This window comes from Streptomyces sp. iso_384 (assembly GCF_056172905.1).
Genome location: NZ_JBWBTT010000001.1, coordinates 3,079,615 through 3,101,323, shown reverse-complemented (window position 1 = coordinate 3,101,323; position 21,709 = coordinate 3,079,615). Strand labels below are relative to the sequence as shown.

15 protein-coding genes and 3 rRNA genes are annotated in these 21,709 nt (G+C 66.7%); 3 read left to right on the top strand and 15 right to left on the bottom strand.

Going from position 1 to position 21,709, the window contains the following annotated elements; translation table 11 throughout:
- The first annotated feature begins 63 nt into the window (after window positions 1–63).
- Window positions 64–444 carry a PRC-barrel domain-containing protein gene (locus tag AC0VY3_RS13765; RefSeq protein ID WP_086778760.1) on the top strand — a complete coding sequence of 127 codons (381 nt, stop codon included), beginning with the start codon at window positions 64–66 and terminating at the stop codon, window positions 442–444.
- Here AC0VY3_RS13765 and AC0VY3_RS13760 read toward each other — a convergent pair.
- The 13 genes from AC0VY3_RS13760 to AC0VY3_RS13700 form a co-directional block, all read right to left on the bottom strand.
- On the bottom strand, window positions 357–1,823 hold the full coding sequence (locus AC0VY3_RS13760) for a DNA polymerase IV (protein ID WP_475549676.1): 1,467 nt from the start codon (window positions 1,821–1,823) through the stop codon (window positions 357–359). The genes AC0VY3_RS13765 and AC0VY3_RS13760 overlap by 88 nt on opposite strands.
- Before the next feature lie 107 nt (window positions 1,824–1,930).
- Window positions 1,931–2,557: a MerR family transcriptional regulator gene (locus AC0VY3_RS13755; RefSeq protein ID WP_030081121.1), complete on the bottom strand. Its 627-nt coding sequence runs from the start codon at window positions 2,555–2,557 to the stop codon at window positions 1,931–1,933.
- Window positions 2,558–2,725: 168 nt separating this feature from the next.
- On the bottom strand, window positions 2,726–3,199 hold the full coding sequence (locus AC0VY3_RS13750; protein WP_006123076.1) for a bifunctional nuclease family protein: 474 nt from the start codon (window positions 3,197–3,199) through the stop codon (window positions 2,726–2,728).
- Window positions 3,200–3,252: 53 nt separating this feature from the next.
- The gene (ftsR, locus tag AC0VY3_RS13745) at window positions 3,253–3,996 is read right to left on the bottom strand and encodes a transcriptional regulator FtsR (RefSeq protein ID WP_475549675.1); all 744 of its coding nucleotides are present in this window, start codon (window positions 3,994–3,996) and stop codon (window positions 3,253–3,255) included.
- Between the two features lie 41 nt (window positions 3,997–4,037).
- The gene (locus AC0VY3_RS13740; RefSeq protein WP_078611144.1) at window positions 4,038–4,817 is read right to left on the bottom strand and encodes an FHA domain-containing protein; all 780 of its coding nucleotides are present in this window, start codon (window positions 4,815–4,817) and stop codon (window positions 4,038–4,040) included.
- A 190-nt stretch (window positions 4,818–5,007) separates the two neighbouring features.
- Window positions 5,008–5,820 (bottom strand): DUF881 domain-containing protein, encoded by an 813-nt coding sequence (locus tag AC0VY3_RS13735; protein ID WP_103512177.1) that lies wholly within the window; start codon window positions 5,818–5,820, stop codon window positions 5,008–5,010.
- 5 nt (window positions 5,821–5,825) lie between these two features.
- Window positions 5,826–6,158 carry a small basic family protein gene (locus tag AC0VY3_RS13730; protein ID WP_003970459.1) on the bottom strand — a complete coding sequence of 111 codons (333 nt, stop codon included), beginning with the start codon at window positions 6,156–6,158 and terminating at the stop codon, window positions 5,826–5,828.
- Window positions 6,155–7,069 (bottom strand): DUF881 domain-containing protein, encoded by a 915-nt coding sequence (locus tag AC0VY3_RS13725; protein ID WP_030623760.1) that lies wholly within the window; start codon window positions 7,067–7,069, stop codon window positions 6,155–6,157. The genes AC0VY3_RS13730 and AC0VY3_RS13725 overlap by 4 nt, the downstream gene beginning before the upstream one ends.
- 103 nt (window positions 7,070–7,172) lie before the next feature.
- On the bottom strand, window positions 7,173–9,668 hold the full coding sequence (locus AC0VY3_RS13720; protein WP_103512178.1) for a mannose-1-phosphate guanyltransferase: 2,496 nt from the start codon (window positions 9,666–9,668) through the stop codon (window positions 7,173–7,175).
- Window positions 9,669–9,780: 112 nt separating this feature from the next.
- Complete coding sequence (gene clsA / locus AC0VY3_RS13715) at window positions 9,781–10,389, bottom strand: cardiolipin synthase ClsA (protein WP_030081108.1); 609 nt, start codon at window positions 10,387–10,389, stop codon at window positions 9,781–9,783.
- A gap of 165 nt (window positions 10,390–10,554) precedes the next feature.
- Window positions 10,555–10,671 (bottom strand): 5S ribosomal RNA (gene rrf / locus AC0VY3_RS13710).
- 78 nt (window positions 10,672–10,749) lie between these two features.
- A 23S ribosomal RNA gene (locus AC0VY3_RS13705) occupies window positions 10,750–13,874 on the bottom strand.
- A 302-nt stretch (window positions 13,875–14,176) separates the two neighbouring features.
- Window positions 14,177–15,702, bottom strand: a 16S ribosomal RNA gene (locus AC0VY3_RS13700).
- Together the 16S, 23S and 5S rRNA genes form the textbook arrangement of a ribosomal RNA operon.
- Window positions 15,703–16,391: 689 nt before the next feature.
- On the opposite strand from AC0VY3_RS13700, the gene AC0VY3_RS13695 reads away from it, so the two are divergent.
- Window positions 16,392–16,841, top strand: coding sequence for a PTS sugar transporter subunit IIA (locus tag AC0VY3_RS13695; RefSeq protein ID WP_103511197.1), 450 nt, complete (start codon window positions 16,392–16,394; stop codon window positions 16,839–16,841).
- Between the two features lie 76 nt (window positions 16,842–16,917).
- Window positions 16,918–18,588 carry a phosphoenolpyruvate--protein phosphotransferase gene (ptsP, locus tag AC0VY3_RS13690; protein ID WP_103511196.1) on the top strand — a complete coding sequence of 557 codons (1,671 nt, stop codon included), beginning with the start codon at window positions 16,918–16,920 and terminating at the stop codon, window positions 18,586–18,588.
- A gap of 84 nt (window positions 18,589–18,672) precedes the next feature.
- Here ptsP and AC0VY3_RS13685 read toward each other — a convergent pair whose 3' ends face one another.
- Together AC0VY3_RS13685 and AC0VY3_RS13680 are read right to left on the bottom strand one after the other, a co-directional pair.
- On the bottom strand, window positions 18,673–19,620 hold the full coding sequence (locus AC0VY3_RS13685) for a hypothetical protein (protein ID WP_242737208.1): 948 nt from the start codon (window positions 19,618–19,620) through the stop codon (window positions 18,673–18,675).
- 63 nt (window positions 19,621–19,683) lie between these two features.
- Complete coding sequence (locus tag AC0VY3_RS13680) at window positions 19,684–21,666, bottom strand: acetoacetate--CoA ligase (RefSeq protein ID WP_103511194.1); 1,983 nt, start codon at window positions 21,664–21,666, stop codon at window positions 19,684–19,686.
- Window positions 21,667–21,709: the final 43 nt, after the last annotated feature.

Below are 21,709 nucleotides of genomic sequence, written 5' to 3'. Positions count from 1 at the left end.
CTTGTGTGGTCCTGGTGGAGCGACAGAGTCCACCCTGAGCAGTTGCGACCAGTGGGAGGCACCGTGGAGACCGATATCGATCCGCGCCGCCTGATCGGCCGCAAGGCATTCGATCGCAAGGGCGCCAAGATCGGAACGGTGGATGAGGTCTATCTCGACGATGCGACGGGCGTGCCCGAGTGGGCGGCCGTCCGTACCGGCCTGTTCAGCAGGGACGCCTTCGTCCCGCTGGAACCGAGCGAGTTCGTCGACGACGCGCTCCGCGTCCCGTTCGACCGAGCGTTGATCAAGGGCGCGCCGGACTTCGGCGTCGGACGGCACCTCTCGCCCGAGCAGGAACTGCAGCTCTACCGGCACTACGGGCTGGACTCCCCGCCCCCGGAGGACGCGGCGGATCCGGCGTCCGACCGGGACTTCGGCAGGCTGGCCGGCCAGGAGGAGTAGTCGGCCGGCTCGCGGACGAGCGGCAGCGGATCGGCGGGCCGCAGCTGCGGATCATCGACGCGGAACGTGAGCACCCGGCCGGGGGCGCTCCATGGTTCCTCGAACCGGACGGTGACCCGGCCGACGCCGCTGCCCTGCACCCAGCCGTGGCCGTGCTCCTCGTGGCGCACATCGTGTCCGGCGGGCCAGCGCCGGGCGGCGAGCAGCTCAGCGCTGTCCGGCTCGGGCTCCGGGGCGGTCTCCTCGCCGCCGTCCTTCTCGGCCGGAGCCCGGTGCTCCTCGGCCCGCTGCGCGAGCTCCCGGGCGTCGGCGGCCTGGGCGAACAGGTCCTCCTGGGTGTAGTCGGCGAGCCCCGTGACGCCGACCCCGAGCAGCCGTACGCCTCCCGTGGTGTCGACCGACTCCAGCAGCCGCCCCGCCGCCTCACGGACCACCGTGGGGTCGTCCGTGGGGCCTCTGAGGGTCTCGGAGCGGGTCAGCGTGGAGAAGTCGTAGCGGCGCACCTTCAGCACCACCGTGCGGCCCGAGCGGTCGGCGGCGCGGAGCCGTTCCACGCACCGGACGGCCAGCCGCTCCACCTCGGCGCGCACCCGCACCCGGTCGTGCAGGTCCACGTCGAAGGTGTCCTCCACCGATACGGACTTGGCGTCCCGCTCGGCGACCACCGGCCGCTCGTCGAGCCCCAGCGCCATCCGGTAGAGCCCGTGGCCGTGAGCCTTGCCGACCAGCCGTACGAGCTCCGCCTCGCCCGCCTCGGCCAGGTCGCGGACGGTGGTCATGCCCGCGCGTCTGAGATGGTCCCCGGTGGCCGGTCCGACCCCCGGCAGGATGCGGACGGACATCGGGGCGAGCAGCTCGCGTTCGGTGCCCGGTTCGATGACGAGCAGCCCGTCGGGCTTGGCCTCCTCGGAGGCGATCTTGGCGAGCATCTTGGAACCGGCCAGTCCGACCGATCCGCTGAGCCCGGTCACCGCCCGGATGGCCGCCCGAAGCCCCTCCCCCGTCACCCGGGCCGACGCCGTGTCGTCAGCGGTGCCACCGGCCTCCAGGTCCACGAAGGCCTCGTCCAGGCTGAGCGGCTCCACCAGGGGCGACAGCCGCCCGAGCAGCTCCATCACCTGGTCGCTCACGGTCCGGTACAGCGAGAAGCGGGGCATCAGGTAGGCCGCGTTCGGTGCGAGCCGCCGGGCCTGCGCGGTGGGCATCGCCGAGTGCACACCCAGGCGCCGGGCCTCGTACGAAGCGGTGGCGACCACCCCGCGCGGGCCGAGGCCGCCCACCACGACCGCCTTGCCGCGCAGGCTCGGCTTGGCCGCCTGCTCCGCCGACGCGTAGAAGGCGTCCATGTCCAGGTGGAGGATGGTGGGCGCGGGTCTCACACCGTCGATGCTGCCCTACGGCACTGACAACGGGACGGTCCGCCGCTCCTGCGAGCGCCGGACCGTCCCGTTGCGTGCTGTCGGTCGTCCCGATCGTCGACCGGTGCTCAGCCGGCCCGGTTACGCCGCCGTGCCAGCTCGTCCGCGGGGTTGTGGCCGACGAGCGTCTCGCCGGTGTCGACCCGCTCGCCGTGCAGCTGCGAGAGCGCCGCCTCCACATCCCGCCAGACGACGCCGACGGCGATCCCGAAGACCCCCTGCCCGCCCTGGAGCAGGCTGACGACCTCGTCGGGCGAGGAGCATTCGTAGACCGTGGCCCCGTCGCTCATCAGCGTCATGCGTTCGAGGTCCTGGAAGCCACGGGCCCGCAGATGCTGGACCGTGGTGCGGATGTTCTGCAGAGCGACCCCGGTGTCCAGGAACCGCTTGACGATCTTGAGGAGGACCACGTCCCGGAAACTGTAGAGACGCTGCGTCCCCGACCCGTAGGCCGGGCGCACACTGGGCTCGACCAGCCCCGTACGCGCCCAGTAGTCCAGCTGGCGGTAGGTGATCCCCGCCGCCGCGCACGCCGTAGGTCCGCGATAGCCGATGTCGTCGGCATCGCTCGCCGCTGCCACGCCGCCCGCTGCCACCGCTGCCGGTTGAACCGGCTGCCTGATGGCGTGGTCGGCTCCACTGCCGTGCTGCGGATACGGCCCACCCGCCGCCGTACCGTCGCCGCTGCTTCTCACGCCGACCTCCGTCCTTGACCTGCCCACTCGAAGGTAGGCAGTCACTCGGGGTGCGTCAACGATCGCCACACTCGGCACGCCGAGTGATAATCACCCTGAGGGTGGTTTCCCGTGTCTCGCTTTCGGGAAAGGCTTGTCGGATGCGCTGACGGCACCCCCGCAGGACGGTCACTGACTGTTCGTACCGAAGTCCTCCGGAGAGATCTGGTCGAGGAATTCGCGGAACTTCTCCACCTCGTCCTCCTGCTCGTCGGGGATCGCGATGCCCGCATCGTCCAGCACGCCGTCACTGCCGTAGATCGGCGTGCCGGTCCGCAGGGCGAGCGCTATGGCGTCGGAGGGCCGGGCGCTCACCTCGACTCCGCTGGCGAAGACGAGCTCCGCGTAGAAGACCCCTTCGCGTAGGTCCGTGATCCGGACCTCGGTGAGCTCCTGGCCCACGGCCTCGAGCACATCCTTGAACAGGTCATGGGTCAGCGGCCTGGCCGGAGCCATGCCCTGCTGGGCGAAGGCGATCGCGGTCGCCTCCCCAGGACCGATCCAAATGGGGAGGTACCGGTCGCCTCCCACTTCACGCAGGAGAACGATCGGTTGGTTGGAGGGCATTTCCACCCGGACACCGACAACGTCGAGCTCGTTCACACAGCAACCCTAGGACGTGCTCGCCATGTTTGGGTAGTCGGGCTCCGCCGAGCTCAGTGCAGACGGCTGCGCAGAGCGCTCTGCACGAGTGCCGCGTGCAGCCGTACGGACAGCTCGGCGAGCTCGTTCGCGGTGGCCCCGGCATGGGCTCTGGTCTGCGGATTACGGTGCCGGCGCAGGGGCGCGACCAGCTGCTCCACCAGCCCCGCCTCCCGGTCGGCGGAGGCCCGCATGGCGCGAAGATGCCGCGGTTCCAGACCGAAACGCCCCAGATCCGCCACCAGCTTGGCGACGGTCACCATCTCGGCGTCGTAGCCGCCCTCGGGAGCCGGGACGATGAGCCCGTAGGACTCCCATTCGGCCAGCCGGTCCTCGTCGACCTCGGCCGCGGCGAGCAGCTCGGCCCGCCCGATCCGGGCGGCGGTCGCCGCGCCGGGACCGCCCTCCCACACCCCGTCGGCGAGATCCCGCCGGTCGCCGGGGGTGGGCAGGACGGGCTGCTCGCCCCGGGCCAGTGCGTCCAGGTGCTCCCGGATGACCTTCAGCGGCAGGTAGTGGTCCCGCTGCATGCGGAGCACCTGCGCCAGCCGCTCCACATCACGCGGAGCGAACTTCCGGTATCCGGAAGGCGTGCGCTGCGGCTCGATGAGCCCCTCGGCCTCCAGGAACCGGATCTTGGAGATGGTGACTTCGGGAAACTCGTCGCGCAGCTGGATGAGCACCGTTCCGATGCTCATCGGGCGCGCTTCCGCGGTGGCGGTGCCGTGGCCGGCACCGCCTGTCGGTGTTCGCAGCATGGGCCTTCCTGGGGGTCCCCCCGGACGGATTCCGGGGCTGGTCACACGCCCCGCGGGCTCGCATAGAAGACCAGGCGGTACTTTCCGATCTGGACTTCGTCGCCGTTGGACAGCTGGACCGAATCGATGCGCTCACGGTTGACGTAGGTGCCATTGAGGCTGCCGACATCGCCCACGGTGAAGCTACCGTCCGGGCTCCTGCGGAACTCCACATGACGCCGCGACACGGTCACATCATCGAGAAAGATGTCGCTCTGCGGGTGACGGCCGGCCGTGGTCAGGTCGCTGTCGAGCAGGAAGCGGCTGCCGGAATTCGGGCCGCGCCGCACGACCAGTAGGGCCGAGCCTCCGGGCAGCGCGTCGACCGCGGCCTGGGCCTCCGGCGAGAGCGAGGGCAGCGCGGTCTGGCCCGTGGCCTCCGCCTCGTACGCCTCGAGACCGGAGATGGAGATCGTGGACGTCGTCTCCGAGGGGCGCTCGGGAACGCCGCCCCGCAGCGGCGCGCCGCAGTTGGAACAGAACCTGCTGGCCTCCGCGTTGCGGTGACCGCACCTCGTACAGACCGGCATCGACGAGCCCTCCGGGGTGAACCCTCCACCCGCACTCGAGGCTGATGGTTCGCCGAAACCTATGCGTCCGGCACCGGCAGGGTCAACAGACGACACGCCGTCACCACCCGGGGCGCCGGACACCTCGTCGCGGAAGAGCGGGCGCTCCGCCTCCTGCTCCTCGCCCTGACCGTGGCGCGGCGCGCGGTGGCGGGCAGCACTGTTGCTGTCCTCGCGTGCACTCTTCCCGAACAACTTCGCAAACAACTTCACGGGCGATTCCCCTTGACCGACATAGACCCGCCCGTGGGGCAGGACGAACCCTGAATGAACACACCTGCCGACCCGGACATCTTCACAACGTCCGTATCCACCCGACAGTTTCCACCACGCACCACCAATCCGGTGCGCCGACCCCCCGCAACCGTCCGACCCGCTCCACCGGCCCTCACGCTCGCCCGGCTCACGGGGACGACGACCGAGCGTAGTCAGGCCGCTGCGCCGGTCGCAAGGCATCGACGACGATGTCGTCGGACCGCTCCACCAGCACCGTGGCCTGCTCCTTCTCCAGCGTCTGGACCACACCGCCGGGGATGTTGAGGGCGGGCTCCAGATCCTGCGGCTTGCCGATCACCGTGAACTCGTACGGTGCTTCGATCTTCTTCCCGTCCACCCGGACGTCACCCGCTTCACCGGAGAAGTAGGTGTTGGCCACCACCCGCACCCCGTTGACCTCGATCGCCTCGGCGCCCGCCGCCCGCAGTTCCTGGATGGCGTCGAGCAGCATGTCGGGCGCGACCGCCCCCGAGGGGTCGGTGATCGTCAACGTGATGCCGGGGCCCTTGGCCGCCACGGTGCCCGCGAGGATGCCGAGCTGCCGTTCCTTCTCCAGCGTCTGCTTCCGGGCCTCCTCGGCCTGGTCGGAGCTGTTCTCCAGCTCCGTGCGCTGATCGTCCAGGCGCTGCTTCTCGTCCTCCAGCCGCTGGGTCCGGTCGTCGACCTCGTCGAGGATGCGGACCAGGTCCTCCTGCCGGGCGCCTCGCAGCGCACCGTCGTCGCTGGTCGACCGCACCTGGATGGCGAGCCCCAGACCGAGCCCGAACAGCAGCACGGCGACGATGAGTTGCGCCCGGCTCAGCCGGGGCGGCCACAGCCCTGCCTTGAGTCGTTGGCGACCGGACACCTCCTCGGCCGCGGGCGACGGCGCGGGAGCGTCCGGGACGGCGGACGCGCCGCCCTCGGGCTGTTCGCTGCGGGGGTTCTCGTCGTTGTTCATCGGCCTCAAGCCCGGAAGACGTGCCGGCGGATCGCGGCGGCGTTGGAGAAGATCCGGATGCCGAGCACGACCACCACACCCGTGGAGAGCTGAGCGCCGACACCCAGCTTGTCGCCGAGGAAGACGATCAGCGCGGCGACCACCACATTGGAGAGGAAGGAGACCACGAAGACCTTGTCGACGAAGATTCCGTCGAGCATGGCCCGCAGACCGCCGAACACGGCGTCGAGCGCGGCGACCACCGCGATCGGCAGGTAGGGCTCGACCACCGCCGGTACCTCGGGCCGGACCAACAGTCCGACCACGACTCCCACGACGAGGCCCAGTACGGCGATCACGATGTGCCCTTCCCTGTGTCTGCCGCACCACTGCCGGCGGCCTTCGGCTCTGCTGTACGGACGATCAGGCTCGGCGCGGCCGGAAGCTGCACCTTCGCCTGATCGGAGATGCTGGTGCGGATGTCGAAGCTCTCCTTGAGCGCCTGCAGGTACTGGCCGTCGGCGCTGTCCCGGAAGGCGGTCGCGAGCTTCTTCCCGTCCCCCACCGCGAGCACCGTGTACGGCGGTACGAGCGGCCTGTTGTCGACCAGTATGGCGTCGCCGGCGGCCCGGATGGCCGACAGTGCCGTCAACCTTTGCCCATTGATGGCGATGGCCTCGGCCCCGGATTCCCAGAGGCCGTTGACGACCCGCTGCATGTCCCGGTCGCGTACCCGCCCGGTGTCGGCGAAGCCCGACGACTCGCGCGGCCCGCCGCCGCCCTGGTCGGTGTTCTTCGCGTCGTCCACGACCAGCTTCACCCCGGGGCCCTCCACCGGAGTCGCTCCGGCCAGCAGGGCCACCAGCTCGCCCTGGTCCCCGCCGTGCTGTTCCAGGGCCTTGCGCTGACGTTCGCTCACATCGGAGCGGAGCGCGTCGACACTCGACTCCAGCGTGTCCGCGGCCTGTGTCTCCGCGTTGATCCGGTCGATCAGCTCTTCGCGCTCCTTGGCCACGACCGGCGCCGCGATCCGCGCCTCGGCGGCGCCGAGGGTGACCACGAGGGCGGCCACCACCAGTCCGGCGGCCAGGCCGAGCTTCGACTTGAGCGTACGGGGCAGCCCCGCACTCCCGTCGGCCTTGCGCCGCGCCGAGGCCTCCGCGTAACCGTCGTCGAGGCTGTGGTCCATCACGTTGTTCAGCAGCGACATGGAGGCGTCGGGGCGTGCGGGCGGCGAGGCGGTGCTCCGATCGGGGGACTGCTGCGACATGCCGCACATCGTCGCACGTCATCACGGCTGCCGCCGAATGGCCCCACCGGTGCGCCACAACCCCCTGTCCGGGACGTCGCGGCGCACCGTGCGGGTCCGGGCCTCAGTCGCCCGCGCTGTCCACCACCGCGGCCCACTCGTCGAGCAGCGCCTGGGCGGAGGCGTCGTCCGGGCCTTCCGCCCACAGATGGGTGACGGCCTCCGCCCGGTCGGGCAGGACCATGATCCACCGCCCGTCGGCCTCGACCACCCGGACCCCGTCCGTGGTGTCCACGCTGCGGTCACCGGCCGCCTCGACGACCCGCCGCATGACGAGCCCCTTGACGGCCCAGGGCGTCGCCAGGTCGCGGCGCAGGACATGCGCCCGGGGAATGCGGGCGTCGATCTGGCTCAGGGTGAGCTGGGTGCGCGCGACGAGCCCGATCAGCCGGACGAAGGCGGCGCTCCCGTCGAAGACACTGCTGAATTCGGGAACGATGAACCCTCCGCGCCCGTCTCCTCCGAAGATGGTGTCCTCTTCACGGCCCACCCGGGTCAGATCGTCGGGCGAGGTGGTCGTCCACTCCACCTGGGTGCCGTGGTAGGCCGCCACCTGCTCGGCGACGCGCGTGGTCGTCACGGGCAGGGCGACCCGGCCGCTGCGCCGCTCGGCGGCGACGAGATCGAGGAGGACCAGCAGGGCCCGGTCGTCCTCGATGATCCGGCCCAGTTCGTCGACAAGGGAGAGCCGCTCGCCCACCGGGTCGAACCGCACCCCGAAGGCGGCCCGCGCGGAGGACACGATCTCCCCGAGCCGCACCAGACCGGCCCGACGGGTGTCGGCGGACTCGGTGGGCCGCGACTCGTCGAGCCCGGGGTTGATCGTCAGCGCGTCCACGCCGAGCCTGCCTAGCAGGCTGGGCAGAACGAGCCCGGCACTGCCGTTGGAGGCGTCGACGACGACCTTGAGCCCGGATTCGGCGATGCCCTCGACGTCGACGTTCCGCAGGAGGGAGCCGGTGTACGAGTCGAACACGCTGGACGGGAAGTGCAGGTCCCCGATCTCGCCGGGGAACGCCCTGCGGTACTCCTGGCGGGCGTAGACCCGGTCGAGCTTGCGCTGCTGCGCCTGCGAGAGGTCCGCGCCCCGTTCGTCGATGAACATGATGTCCACGGAGTCGGGCACCCCGGGCGACGTACGGATCATGATGCCGCCGGCGCTGCCCCGGGCGGTCTGCTGGCGTGCCACGGGCAGCGGTACGTTCTCGAGGTCCCGCACGTCGATGGCGCTGGCCTGCAGGGCCGAGATGACGGCTCGCTTGAGGGCGCGGGCCCCTCGGGAGTGGTCACGGGCGGTCGTGACCGTCGAGCCCTTCTTGAGGGTCGTGGCGTAGGCGCCGGCCAGCCGTACGGCCAGTTCGGGGGTGATCTCGACGTTCAGGATCCCGGAGACCCCGCGCGCTCCGAAGAGGTGCGCCTGTCCACGGGATTCCCAGATGACCGAGGTGTTGACGAACGCGCCGGCCTCGATGGTCTTGAACGGATACACCCGCACGTTGCCCTGGATGATCGACTCCTCGCCGACCAGGCATTCGTCCCCGATGACGGCGCCGTCCTCGATCCGGGCGGCACGCATGATGTCGGTGTTCTTGCCGACCACGCAGCCCCGGAGATTGCTGTGCTGGCCGATGTAGACGTTGTCGTGGACCACGGCCTTGTGAAGAAAGGCACCGGTCTTGACGACGACGTTCGACCCGACGACCGTATGTTCCCGGATCTCGACGTCGGCCTCGACCTTGGCGTAGTCGCCGATGTAGAGCGGCCCGCGCAGTACGGCGTCTGGGTGGACCTCCGCACCCTCGGCGACCCATACGCCGGGCGAGATCTCGAAACCGTCGAGTTCCACGTCGACCTTGCGCTCCAGGACGTCCGCCTGGGCCTTCACATAGCTCTCGTGGGTGCCGACGTCCTCCCAGTAGCCCTCGGCGATATAGCCGTAGATGGGCTTGCCCTCCTTCATCAGCTGAGGGAAGACATCACCGGACCAGTCGACCGAGGTGTCGGCCTGGACATAGTCGAAGACCTCGGGCTCCATGACATAGATACCCGTGTTGACGGTGTCCGAGAAGACCTGCCCCCAGGTCGGCTTCTCCAGGAACCGCTCGACCTGACCGTTCTCGTCCACGATGGTGATGCCGAATTCCAGCGGGTTGGGAACCCGGGTGAGGCAGACCGTGACAAGGCCGCCCTTTTCCTTGTGGAACGCGATGAGGTCGGTGAGGTCGAAGTCGGTGAGCGCGTCACCGGAAATGACGAGAAACGTGTCGTCCTTCAACGCCTCCTCGGCGTTCTTCACGCTGCCCGCGGTGCCGAGTGGCTTCTCCTCGTTGGCATAGGTGAGCTCCATCCCGAGCTCCTCGCCGTCCCCGAAGTAATTCTTGACGAGGGAGGCGAGGAACTGGACGGTCACTACGGTTTCGCTGAGCCCATGCCGCTTGAGCAGCCGCAGCACGTGCTCCATGATCGGCCTGTTGGCCACGGGCAGGAGCGGCTTGGGCATGCTCGAGGTCATGGGGCGAAGACGTGTGCCTTCGCCGCCAGCCATCACGACGGCCTTCATGTCGGAAACGTCCTCCTAGAAGAGACGACGGTTAGCCGACTTCGCCCGCCGGGGCATCATTCACGCCATATGCCGCGGGCCGGCCACATTGCGCGGCACCGCATCAACGAGCTCAATCGGCTACTGCGTCCGCCTTCACGAGCCGGCGGACCTGAACCACATAGAGGATCCCTGCCCACCAGTAGAGCGTTGTACCCCATCCTGCGAACGCCCATCCGAAAACGGCGGCCAGTGTGGCCAGCCAACCACTCCCGTCGCTGAGCAGCAACAAGGGGAACGCATACATCAGGTTGAAGGTTGCAGCTTTCCCGAGGAAGTTGACCTGCGGGGGCGGGTAGCCGTGGCGTCGCAGAACGGCCACCATCACGAGAAGCATCAGCTCACGGGCGAGAAGCGCCGCGGTGACCCAGAGGGGCAGGATCTCACGCCAGGTGAGGCCGACCAGGGTGGAAAGGATGTAGAGGCGGTCCGCCGCCGGGTCCAGGAGCCGGCCGAGGCTGCTGATCTGGTTCCACTTGCGGGCGAGCTTCCCGTCCAGGTAGTCGCTGATGCCGCTGAGCATCAGCACCAGCAGCGCCCAGTTGTCACTGTTGGGCCCACCGAACACGGGGCGGAGAATCAGCCACAGGAAGAGCGGTACCCCGACAAGGCGAGCCATGCTGAGGATGTTGGGGATGGTGAGGACCCGGTCCGTCTGGACCCGAGTCTCCTGGACCTCCACCCGGGGGCCTCCTGTGAAGAACGTGCCAATGATGCCCCCTGACCCTACCCTCAGCTTCCTCCGTTCGGTGCACGGGGGTGCGGCGAAGACGGTCTGCAGAGCTCAAAGGCCCCGAAACGCAGAAAAGCCCCGTGCCACAAGGCACGGGGCTTTCCCGGAAAAATTGTTCGGCGGCGTCCTACTCTCCCACAGGGTCCCCCCTGCAGTACCATCGGCGCTGAAAGGCTTAGCTTCCGGGTTCGGAATGTAACCGGGCGTTTCCCTAACGCAATGACCACCGAAACACTATGAAAATTTGAACACCGGATGTTTACACGGCTGTTCATTATTTCAGAACTAACACAGTGGACGCGAGCAACTGAGGACAAGCCCTCGGCCTATTAGTACCAGTCAGCTCCACCCGTTACCGGGCTTCCACATCTGGCCTATCAACCCAGTCGTCTACTGGGAGCCTTAACCCTTCAAGAGGGTGGGAATACTCATCTCGAAGCAGGCTTCCCGCTTAGATGCTTTCAGCGGTTATCCTTTCCGAACGTAGCCAACCAGCCATGCCCTTGGCAGGACAACTGGCACACCAGAGGTTCGTCCGTCCCGGTCCTCTCGTACTAGGGACAGCCCTTCTCAATATTCCTACGCGCACAGCGGATAGGGACCGAACTGTCTCACGACGTTCTAAACCCAGCTCGCGTACCGCTTTAATGGGCGAACAGCCCAACCCTTGGGACCGACTCCAGCCCCAGGATGCGACGAGCCGACATCGAGGTGCCAAACCATCCCGTCGATATGGACTCTTGGGGAAGATCAGCCTGTTATCCCCGGGGTACCTTTTATCCGTTGAGCGACAGCGCTTCCACAAGCCACTGCCGGATCACTAGTCCCGACTTTCGTCCCTGCTCGACCCGTCGGTCTCACAGTCAAGCTCCCTTGTGCACTTACACTCAACACCTGATTACCAACCAGGCTGAGGGAACCTTTGGGCGCCTCCGTTACTCTTTAGGAGGCAACCGCCCCAGTTAAACTACCCATCAGACACTGTCCCTGATCCGGATCACGGACCCAGGTTAGACATCCAGCACGACCAGAGTGGTATTTCAACGACGACTCCACAACCACTGGCGTGGCCGCTTCAAAGTCTCCCACCTATCCTACACAAGCCGAACCGAACACCAATATCAAACTATAGTAAAGGTCCCGGGGTCTTTCCGTCCTGCTGCGCGAAACGAGCATCTTTACTCGTAGTGCAATTTCACCGGGCCTATGGTTGAGACAGTCGAGAAGTCGTTACGCCATTCGTGCAGGTCGGAACTTACCCGACAAGGAATTTCGCTACCTTAGGATGGTTATAGTTACCACCGCCGTTTACTGGCGCTTAAGTTCTCAGCTTCGCCGACCCGAAAGTCAGCTAACCGGTCCCCTTAACGTTCCAGCACCGGGCAGGCGTCAGTCCGTATACATCGCCTTACGGCTTCGCACGGACCTGTGTTTTTAGTAAACAGTCGCTTCTCGCTGGTCTCTGCGGCCACCCCCAGCTCACCGAGTAAATCGGATCACCAGTGATGGCCCCCCTTCTCCCGAAGTTACGGGGGCATTTTGCCGAGTTCCTTAACCATAGTTCACCCGAACGCCTCGGTATTCTCTACCTGACCACCTGAGTCGGTTTAGGGTACGGGCCGCCATGAAACTCGCTAGAGGCTTTTCTCGACAGCATAGGATCATCCACTTCACCACAATCGGCTCGGCATCAGGTCTCAGACTATATGCACGACGGATTTACCTACCGTGCGTCCTACACCCTTACCCCGGGACAACCACCGCCCGGGCTGGACTACCTTCCTGCGTCACCCCATCGCTTACCTACTACAAGTCTGGTTCATCGGCTCCACCACTACCCTCAACTCCGAAGAGATCGGGCCGGCTTCACGGACTTAGCATCGCCTGATTCAGTACTGGGCGTTTCAAAGCGGGTACCGGAATATCAACCGGTTGTCCATCGACTACGCCTGTCGGCCTCGCCTTAGGTCCCGACTTACCCTGGGCAGATCAGCTTGACCCAGGAACCCTTAGTCAATCGGCGCACACGTTTCTCACGTGTGTATCGCTACTCATGCCTGCATTCTCACTCGTGAACCGTCCACAACTCGCTTCCGCGGCTGCTTCACCCGGCACACGACGCTCCCCTACCCATCCACACAGGCGTTGGCCCTATATGTGTGAATGACACGACTTCGGCGGTACGCTTGAGCCCCGCTACATTGTCGGCGCGGAATCACTTGACCAGTGAGCTATTACGCACTCTTTCAAGGGTGGCTGCTTCTAAGCCAACCTCCTGGTTGTCTCTGCGACTCCACATCCTTTCCCACTTAGCGTACGCTTAGGGGCCTTAGTCGATGCTCTGGGCTGTTTCCCTCTCGACCATGGAGCTTATCCCCCACAGTCTCACTGCCGCGCTCTCACTTACCGGCATTCGGAGTTTGGCTAAGGTCAGTAACCCGGTAGGGCCCATCGCCTATCCAGTGCTCTACCTCCGGCAAGAAACACACGACGCTGCACCTAAATGCATTTCGGGGAGAACCAGCTATCACGGAGTTTGATTGGCCTTTCACCCCTAACCACAGGTCATCCCCCAGGTTTTCAACCCTGGTGGGTTCGGTCCTCCACGAAGTCTTACCTCCGCTTCAACCTGCCCATGGCTAGATCACTCCGCTTCGGGTCTAGAGCGTGCAACTCAAACGCCCTATTCGGACTCGCTTTCGCTACGGCTTCCCCACACGGGTTAACCTCGCTACACACCGCTAACTCGCAGGCTCATTCTTCAAAAGGCACGCAGTCACGACTGACAGCACAAGTACTGCCAGCGACGCTCCCACGGCTTGTAGGCACACGGTTTCAGGTACTATTTCACTCCGCTCCCGCGGTACTTTTCACCATTCCCTCACGGTACTATCCGCTATCGGTCACCAGGGAATATTTAGGCTTAGCGGGTGGTCCCGCCAGATTCACACGGGATTTCTCGGGCCCCGTGCTACTTGGGTGTCTCTCAAACGAGCCGTTGATGTTTCAGCTACGGGGGTCTTACCCTCTACGCCGGACCTTTCGCATGTCCTTCGCCTACATCAACGGTTTCTGACTCGTCTCACAGCCGGCAGACTATGAAAGAGAGATCCCACAACCCCGAATGCGCAACCCCTGCCGGGTATCACACGCATACGGTTTGGCCTCATCCAGTTTCGCTCGCCACTACTCCCGGAATCACGGTTGTTTTCTCTTCCTGAGGGTACTGAGATGTTTCACTTCCCCTCGTTCCCTCCACACTGCCTATGTGTTCAGCAGCGGGTGACAGCCCATGACGACTGCCGGGTTTCCCCATTCGGAAACCCCCGGATCAAAGCTTGGTTGACAGCTCCCCGGGGACTATCGTGGCCTCCCACGTCCTTCATCGGTTCCTGGTGCCAAGGCATCCACCGTGCGCCCTTAAAAACTTGGCCACAGATGCTCGCGTCCACTGTGCAGTTCTCAAACAACGACCAGCCACCCATCACCCCACCCTTCACAGGCGAGTTCACTGGGGCCGGATCAGAAGGACAGCCATTCCGGCCGCACCCTCAGACACCCAACAACGTGCCCGACACGATCAACCCGTTCCCGTTTTCCACGCCGAAGCAGTACTAACGAAACCGTGCTCACCGTGCCGAATAGTCAACGTTCCACCCATGAGCAACCAGCACCGAACATTCGCCGGTGTACTGGCCTCTGACCAAACCGAAGCCTGGTAAGAAGTGCTCCTTAGAAAGGAGGTGATCCAGCCGCACCTTCCGGTACGGCTACCTTGTTACGACTTCGTCCCAATCGCCAGTCCCACCTTCGACAGCTCCCTCCCACAAGGGGTTGGGCCACCGGCTTCGGGTGTTACCGACTTTCGTGACGTGACGGGCGGTGTGTACAAGGCCCGGGAACGTATTCACCGCAGCAATGCTGATCTGCGATTACTAGCAACTCCGACTTCATGGGGTCGAGTTGCAGACCCCAATCCGAACTGAGACCGGCTTTTTGAGATTCGCTCCGCCTCGCGGCATCGCAGCTCATTGTACCGGCCATTGTAGCACGTGTGCAGCCCAAGACATAAGGGGCATGATGACTTGACGTCGTCCCCACCTTCCTCCGAGTTGACCCCGGCAGTCTCCTGTGAGTCCCCATCACCCCGAAGGGCATGCTGGCAACACAGAACAAGGGTTGCGCTCGTTGCGGGACTTAACCCAACATCTCACGACACGAGCTGACGACAGCCATGCACCACCTGTATACCGACCACAAGGGGGGCACCATCTCTGATGCTTTCCGGTATATGTCAAGCCTTGGTAAGGTTCTTCGCGTTGCGTCGAATTAAGCCACATGCTCCGCTGCTTGTGCGGGCCCCCGTCAATTCCTTTGAGTTTTAGCCTTGCGGCCGTACTCCCCAGGCGGGGAACTTAATGCGTTAGCTGCGGCACCGACGACGTGGAATGTCGCCAACACCTAGTTCCCAACGTTTACGGCGTGGACTACCAGGGTATCTAATCCTGTTCGCTCCCCACGCTTTCGCTCCTCAGCGTCAGTAATGGCCCAGAGATCCGCCTTCGCCACCGGTGTTCCTCCTGATATCTGCGCATTTCACCGCTACACCAGGAATTCCGATCTCCCCTACCACACTCTAGCTAGCCCGTATCGAATGCAGACCCGGGGTTAAGCCCCGGGCTTTCACATCCGACGTGACAAGCCGCCTACGAGCTCTTTACGCCCAATAATTCCGGACAACGCTTGCGCCCTACGTATTACCGCGGCTGCTGGCACGTAGTTAGCCGGCGCTTCTTCTGCAGGTACCGTCACTTTCGCTTCTTCCCTGCTGAAAGAGGTTTACAACCCGAAGGCCGTCATCCCTCACGCGGCGTCGCTGCATCAGGCTTTCGCCCATTGTGCAATATTCCCCACTGCTGCCTCCCGTAGGAGTCTGGGCCGTGTCTCAGTCCCAGTGTGGCCGGTCGCCCTCTCAGGCCGGCTACCCGTCGTCGCCTTGGTAGGCCATTACCCCACCAACAAGCTGATAGGCCGCGGGCTCATCCTTCACCGCCGGAGCTTTTAACCCCGTCCCATGCGGGACAGAGTGTTATCCGGTATTAGACCCCGTTTCCAGGGCTTGTCCCAGAGTGAAGGGCAGATTGCCCACGTGTTACTCACCCGTTCGCCACTAATCCACCCCGAAAGGCTTCATCGTTCGACTTGCATGTGTTAAGCACGCCGCCAGCGTTCGTCCTGAGCCAGGATCAAACTCTCCGTGAATGTTTACCCGTAATCGGGTGCACACATCACGAGAGCGGAACAACCGGTCGGAATAAGACCCGTTGTTCACAGCGTCCTCGCTGTGTCATTGCCTACCCGGTCACCGAAGTGAACCCGGTAGGACTTTCAAAGGAACCACCAACCTGCCGAAGCAGGCCGGGGTATCAACATATCTGGCGTTGACTTTTGGCACGCTGTTGAGTTCTCAAGGAACGGACGCTTCCTTCGGTCCCGTTTCACCGGGGCCCTCCGGGCGCTTCCCTTCGTTCTTGCGTTTCCGACTCTATCAGACTCTTTCGTGTCCGATTCCCGGCCGAAGCGGGTTCTGCATTTCGCTTCCGAGGAATTCGCTTTCGCGCTTTCCCTTTCGGCGGGTCCGACTCTATCAGGCCTTTTCCGTCTCCCTGACCACGGCCTGCGGGCATGCCGAAGGAAGGAGCAAGGTTAGGATCTGGGCTTGAAAGTCGCCGCCGACCCCCGACTCAAAGTCGCGTTGGGGTCAGGCAGGAGTACGACAGTACAGGCCGCCGGGAGTCGAGGCAAATCGTTTCTCGTGCACCCCTAGGTCCGCCAAGCGGTAGGTCTCGGGCGGAACCGGGACTTCATATGACTTACTCTGCTGAGCAGTACGCCGTCCCCCATCAGTCGCGGCGGCGACACCTGAATCTCCACCCCCTGGGAGGCTCCCCATGACCAACGTGACGTCCCCTCTTGCTGGACGCGCCATCGGACTCACCGCGGTTCCCGACCCGGTCTTCTCCGGCGCGATGGTCGGTCCCGGCACCGCCATCGACCCCGTGCGCGAGCCCTCCGAGGCCGTGTCCCCGGTCGACGGCATCGTCGTCTCCCTGCACCCGCACGCGTTCGTCGTCGTCGACGCGGACGGGCACGGGGTCCTGACGCACCTCGGCATCGACACCGTCCAGCTCAACGGCGAGGGCTTCGAGCTTCTCGTGAACAAGGGGGACACGGTGACCCGGGGCCAGAGCATCGTGCGCTGGGACCCGTCCGCGGTCGAGGCCGCCGGCAAGTCACCCATCTGCCCGATCGTGGCCCTGGAAGCCACCGCCGAATCGCTCTCCGACGTCCGTGAGGACGGGGACGTGAAGGTCGGCGACACGCTGTTCGGCTGGCAGTAGCGCCTCGGGCGCAGTGACGAGCCAGTTGCACAACCACCGCGGTGACTCGGTCGCCGCACAACCGGAGACGGGTGAAATGGAGACAACGCTGCGAGGCGTCGGCGTGAGCCACGGTGTGGCCATCGGCGAGGTTCGGCACATGGGTACGGCGGTGCTGGAGCCGCCGGCCAAATCGATTCCCGCCGAGGAGGCCGGCCGCGAACAGGGGCGTGCCCGGCAGGCGGTGGAAGCGGTCGCCGCCGATCTCATCGCGCGCGGCAACCTGGCCGGCGGCGAGGCACAGCACGTGCTCGAGGCGCAGGCCATGATGGCGCAGGACCCCGAGCTGATGTCCGACGTCGACCGGCGCATCGCCGTGGGCAGCACCGCCGAGCGTGGCGTGTACGACGCCTTCGCCGCCTACCGGGCGTTGCTCGCGAATGCCGGGGAGTACCTGGCGGGGCGGGTCGCGGACCTCGACGACGTACGGAACCGGATCGTGGCGCGGCTGCTCGGTGTGCCGATGCCCGGTGTGCCGGACAGCGAGGAGCCGTATGTGCTGATCGCCCGCGATCTGGCGCCGGCCGACACCGCGCTCCTCGACCCGACGCTGGTGCTCGGCTTCGTCACCGAGGAGGGCGGGCCGACCAGCCACAGCGCGATCCTGGCACGGGCGCTCGGCGTTCCGGCCGTGGTGGCGCTGCCCGGCGCGGGTGAGCTGGCCGAGGGTACGGTCGTCGCGGTGGACGGCAGCACGGGTGAGATCTTCGTGAACCCGAGCGCCGAGAAGCGGGAGGAGATGGAGAGCGCCGCTGCCGCCCGTAAGGCTGCGCTGTCCGCATCCACCGGTCCTGGTGCCACCTCCGACGGGCACAAGGTGCCGCTGCTCGCCAACGTCGGCGGTCCGGGCGATGTGCCCGCGGCGGTCGAGGCGGGTGCCGAGGGTGTGGGGCTGTTCCGGACCGAGTTCCTGTTCCTGGACGACAGCAAGCAGGCTCCTTCCGAGGAGAAGCAGATCGCGGCCTACCGCGCGGTGCTGGAGGCGTTCCCCGAGGGGCGTGTCGTCGTGCGTGTGCTGGACGCCGGGGCCGACAAGCCGCTGGACTTCCTGACGCCGGCCGACGAGCCGAACCCTGCGCTCGGCGTGCGCGGGCTGCGGAGTCTGCTGGACCACCCCGAGGTGCTGCGTACCCAGCTGACCGCGCTGGCGAAGGCCGCCGAGGGTCTGCCGGTGTACCTGGAGGTCATGGCCCCCATGGTGGCGGACCGTATCGACGCCAAGGCGTTCGCGGACGCGTGCCGCGAGGCCGGGCTGCGGGCGAAGTTCGGCGCGATGGTCGAGATTCCGTCGGCCGCTCTGCGGGCGCGGTCGATTCTCCAGGAGGTGGAGTTCCTGTCGCTGGGCACCAACGACCTGGCGCAGTACACCTTCGCGGCCGACCGTCAGGTGGGCGCGGTGTCGCGGCTCCAGGACCCGTGGCAGCCGGCGCTGCTGGATCTCGTGGCGCTGTCCGCCGAGGCGGCTCGTGCCGAGGGCAAGAGCTGTGGTGTCTGCGGTGAGGCCGCGGCCGATCCGCTGCTGGCGTGTGTGCTGACCGGGCTGGGTGTCACCTCGCTCTCCATGGGTGCGGCGTCCATTCCTTATGTGCGGGCCACGCTGGCCAAGTACACGCTGGCGCAGTGCGAGCGTGCGGCGAACGCCGCTCGCTCGGCCGACTCGGCCGAGGAGGCGCGCAGCGCCGCTCAGGCTGTGCTGTCCGGCGAGTAGCCGAGGCAGGTGCGTTGAACAGGAGGGGCTTTCCGCCGTGTGGTGGGAAGCCCCTCCTGCTGTGTGGTGGTGTTCCCCGGAGTCTCAGCGGTGGGGTTCCGCGGGGTCGGCTCCGATGTCGAACCCCGCGCAGTACTCCACGCCGGACTCCGGGGAGACGGGCTCTCCGGAGTCCGCGTCGGTGCAGTAGGCGTTGAAGACCTCGCCGGCGGTGAGCGGGGCGAGTGCGCCGTGGGCCAGTCGCCAGCCGTGGACGCGGTCCGGGCTGTCAGGGGCGCTGGTGCGCAGGACGACTCCCCCGCGTGATTCGAGGGCGATCGCGACCGCGAGGACGGTGGCGAACTCCGCGCCCTCCGCGCTGTCGAGGCGGGCCGGTCCCGCGGTGTCGCGGTGGGTGCGGAGCACGGCCAGGAGCTGGTCGTGCTCCGTCGGGGTGCTGCACACCAGGTGGTGGGTGCCCGGTCCCGCCGTTTCCAGCAGGCGCATCAGGAGGTGGGAGGCGCGGTCGAAGGCCGCGCGTCCGATGTCCTGGCCGCAGTCGGCGCAGTTGCCGAGGTCGGCGAGGAGGAGGGTGGCGTACTCCCAGGTGGCCTGGCGGACCGCGCGGGAGACGAGGACGGGGATGAGGTCGCTCAGGCGTTGGCCGGTGTAGGTGACCGTGGCTCCGGCGGCGGCGATCTCCGCGGTGAAGCGGCTGCGGCTGGCGCCGGTGTCGGCGTCGAGTCCGGATTCGGCGCAGAACTCCGCGTAGTCCTCCGGGTCGAAGAGGGCGACGGTGGTGTGCACGCCCTGGGCCGTGAGCGTTTTGAGCAGGCCCTCGACCTGCTGGAGATAGACGGCGTGGTCGTCGAAGGTGAAGGTGCGGTAGTGCCGCATGGCCGCGAAGTCCTGTGCGTCGGCCAGCAGGCCGATGGTACTGGGTGCTTCGCGGCGCAGCGTGCGTCGCATGGTGGTGGCGTGGCTCGTGCCGGGCTTCCGGTCGTGCTTCGGGTCGTGGGTGGAGCTGTGGTCGGTGTGGTCGGTGTGCGCCATGTGTCCCCCTGTGCGCGGTGAATCCTTGCTCACTCAGCGTAACCAGGGGGACTGACAGTGGCGTTACGCGCGGCGACTCGCGGCCAGTTCGGCGTAGAAGCGGAGGAGGTCGAGGTTGTCGACGGAGCCCGGGTTGACCGCCTTGGCCAGGTCGGTTCCCTGGAGCAGGCGCTTGACCGGAACCTCGATGCGCTTGCCGGTGAGGGTGTGCGGGATGCCGGGGACCTCGATGACCTCGTCCGGTACGTGGCGCGGGGAGAGGTTCTCGCGGATGGTCTGCTTGATCGCCGCGCGCAGGTCGTCGTCGAGGGTCGCGCCTTCGGCGAGGTGGACGAAGAGCGGCATCCAGTAGCCGCCGTCGGGCTCTTCGATGCCGATGACGAGGGATTCGCGGATCTCGGGGAGCCGTTCGACGGCTTCGTAGATGTCGGCGGAGCCCATGCGGACGCCCTGGCGGTTCAGGGTGGAGTCGGAGCGGCCGTGGATGATCACCGAGCCGCGGTCGGTGATGGTGATCCAGTCGCCGTGCCGCCAGACGCCGGGGTACATGTCGAAGTAGCTGTCGTGGTAGCGGCTGCCGTCGGGGTCGTTCCAGAAGCGGATCGGCATGGACGGCAGCGGGTTGGTGACGACCAGTTCGCCGACCTCGCCGGTCAGGGGTTCGCCGGCCGGGTCCCAGGACTGGAGGTCGGTGCCGAGACAGGGGGCCTGGAGCTCGCCGATGTGGACGGGGAGGGTGGGGACGGCTCCGGCGAAACAGGAGCAGACGTCGGTGCCGCCGCTGACGGAGGCGATCCAGAGGTCGTCGGCGACCTCGTCGTGGAGCCAGCGGAAGCCGTCGGGCGGGAGCGGGGAGCCGGTGGTGGCGACGCACTGGACGCGGGAGAGGTCGAAGTCCCGGCCGGGGTGGATGTCCGCCTTGCGGCAGGCCATGACGTACGCGGCGGAGGTGCCGAAGAGGGTGGCGCCGGTCTGTTCGGCGACCCGCCACTGGGCGCTGACGTCGGGGTAGCCGGGGCTGCCGTCGTACAGGACGACGGTGGTGCCGGTGAGAAGGCCGGAGACGAGGAAGTTCCACATCATCCAGCCGGTGGAGGTGTACCAGAAGAAACGGTCCTCGGGGCCGAGGTCGCAGTGCAGGCCGATCTGCTTGAAGTGTTCGAGCAGGATGCCGCCCTGGGACTGGACGATGGCCTTGGGCAGGCCGGTGGTGCCGGAGGAGTAGAGGACCCACAGCGGGTGGTCGAAGGGAACCTGTTCGAAGACCGGCTCGGTGTCGGCGGAGGTGAGGGCGGCCCAGGCGAGCGCGCCCTCGGGGGCGTCGGTGCCGAGCAGCGGGATGTGCACGACGGCGCGCAGGGTGGGCAGTTCGCGGCGGAGCTCGGCGACCGTCTCGGTGCGGTCGTGTTCCTTGCCGCCGTAGCGGTAGCCGTCGACGGTGAACAGGACGACGGGCTCGATCTGCTGGAAGCGGTCGAGGACGCTGCGGGCGCCGAAGTCGGGGGCGCAGGAGGTCCAGACGCCGCCGACCGCGGCGGTGGCGAGGAAGGCGACGACGGCCTGCGGGATGTTGGGCAGGTAGCCGCTGACGCGGTCGCCGGGGGTGACGCCGAGGGCGCGGAGTTCGGCGGCGAGTGCGCCGACCTGGCGGCGGAGTTCGGCCCAGCTGACGGGGAACTGGGTGTGGGTCTCGTCGACGTACAGCAGGGCGGGGGTGTCCGCGCGGGACGGGTCCTCGGCGGTGCGCAGGGCGTGTTCGGCGTAGTTGAGGGTGGCTCCGGGGAACCAGGTGGCGCCGGGCATGGCGCGGTCGCCGAGGACGCTCTCGTACGGCGTGGAGAAGCGGATGTCGAACCATTCGGCGACGGCGCGCCAGAAGGTGTCGAGCTCGTCGACGGACCAGCGGTGCAGGGCGGCGTACCCGCCGTCGGCCGGGGCGCCGTACCGGGTCGCGGCCCAGTTCTGGAAGCGGGTGACGGCCGCGGCCTCGATGCGGTCGGGGCCGGGCTGCCAGAGCGGGGCGTCGTCGGGCGTGGCTGCGGTCATGAGGGCTGCTCCCTGGCTGTACGGGTACGCGGGGTGGGCGTGT

Bases quoted from the DNA above. Each gene is read 5' to 3' on its own strand.
- ftsR (WP_475549675.1), bottom strand. From the start codon at position 3,996: ATGCTGCGAACACCGACAGGCGGTGCCGGCCACGGCACCGCCACCGCG.
- AC0VY3_RS13735 (WP_103512177.1), bottom strand. From the start codon at position 5,820: ATGAACAACGACGAGAACCCCCGCAGCGAACAGCCCGAGGGCGGCGCG.
- AC0VY3_RS13725 (WP_030623760.1), bottom strand. From the start codon at position 7,069: ATGTCGCAGCAGTCCCCCGATCGGAGCACCGCCTCGCCGCCCGCACGC.
- AC0VY3_RS13720 (WP_103512178.1), bottom strand. From the start codon at position 9,668: ATGAAGGCCGTCGTGATGGCTGGCGGCGAAGGCACACGTCTTCGCCCC.
- AC0VY3_RS13695 (WP_103511197.1), top strand. From the start codon at position 16,392: ATGACCAACGTGACGTCCCCTCTTGCTGGACGCGCCATCGGACTCACC.
- ptsP (WP_103511196.1), top strand. From the start codon at position 16,918: ATGGAGACAACGCTGCGAGGCGTCGGCGTGAGCCACGGTGTGGCCATC.
- AC0VY3_RS13685 (WP_242737208.1), bottom strand. From the start codon at position 19,620: ATGGCGCACACCGACCACACCGACCACAGCTCCACCCACGACCCGAAG.
- AC0VY3_RS13680 (WP_103511194.1), bottom strand. From the start codon at position 21,666: ATGACCGCAGCCACGCCCGACGACGCCCCGCTCTGGCAGCCCGGCCCC.